3 protein-coding genes are annotated in these 990 nt (G+C 55.4%); all 3 read right to left on the bottom strand.

All coding sequences use genetic code 11. The features are described 5' to 3' along the window. Window positions 1–303 precede the first annotated feature (303 nt). Window positions 304–450: a hypothetical protein gene (locus AC1DX0_RS36385; RefSeq protein WP_477221118.1), complete on the bottom strand. Its 147-nt coding sequence runs from the start codon at window positions 448–450 to the stop codon at window positions 304–306. Window positions 451–506: 56 nt separating this feature from the next. Then, window positions 507–632: a hypothetical protein gene (locus tag AC1DX0_RS36380; protein ID WP_477221119.1), complete on the bottom strand. Its 126-nt coding sequence runs from the start codon at window positions 630–632 to the stop codon at window positions 507–509. 73 nt (window positions 633–705) lie between these two features. After that, window positions 706–990 (bottom strand): hypothetical protein (locus AC1DX0_RS36375; RefSeq protein WP_477359399.1); only part of this gene is annotated, 285 nt, incomplete at its 5' end.

Raw genomic sequence — 990 nt, 5'->3', positions numbered from 1 at the left:
TGGCAAGGGTGCGCTGTTCAGCAGCGACGAGAGGGCGCTTTTCTGCACGAGCTGCGACAGAGGCGGGCCGGTTCGGTTGGAGATCCACAACCTGCCGAGAAATTGAGGGTTGGAATTGAATTATCCGGCGGACTTGAGGGAACATTAGCTTCCTTAAATGCTTTTGCGTGCGGTAGGTGGTGCCCTCCATCGCCTGCCGAAGATCAGGCCTCCGATCGGCCCGCGCTTGTTCTCCGGCAGCGACCAGGGTGGCGACAAGCACGCCAATGTGGAGCGTGACGAACTTCACCCGGATTAGACTAGCTAGGGCAAAGAAGCGACGGCAGCCCACGCCTGAACCACCGTGGCCGCGACGCCGATGCCAGCAATGAACAGACCGACAATTGCCAGGCGGCGCTCAAAATCCGTGAATCGCTTCTCGGTAATGAGCCGCTTCCCGTCCCAGAACATTTCGTTCGTCTTCTCGTCGAGCCCGATAAGCCCCAATCCGGTGATACTGACGGGCGTTACGTTGTCGGGCCAATCTGGCGGCCGCGGCGGCACATATTCTTGGCGAAGCGCTTCTTTCGCAGGATTTCCCAATTGATGTAGGTGACGCCGTCCCTGAAAGTGCCGACCTGCTCATTTTCCATGCGAGCCCCCCGGGTGACCGGCGAAATTAACCGGCTACTTGGCCGTCGTTGTACATTGCCATGTTGCCTCTGTTTAGGTCTCAGGCATGTAAATTTGCGGGATGTCGACCCCCTCCCAATCTGTAGCATATTCTCCACATGTAATGCGCAATTTTGGCCGGGAAGTATTTCCGTCTCTCAACTCGAATGAATATCCCTGTATTGCGAGCTGTTCAAATTCGATAAACTGCATAAATCCGCCTTGTTTATTAAACCAGCCCGCGTCGAATTCCTCCTTACGGCCTTCTACAGGATAAAAAGACCGGGGCAGCATTTTGTTCCTGGCTGGTAATTGGATCTCAGATCGACACTTCCGCAG

The organism is Mesorhizobium sp. P3_A9, from assembly GCF_056402975.1.
Note: the sequence above shows the minus strand (reverse complement) of the source record. Positions and strands in the feature narration are given on the sequence as shown.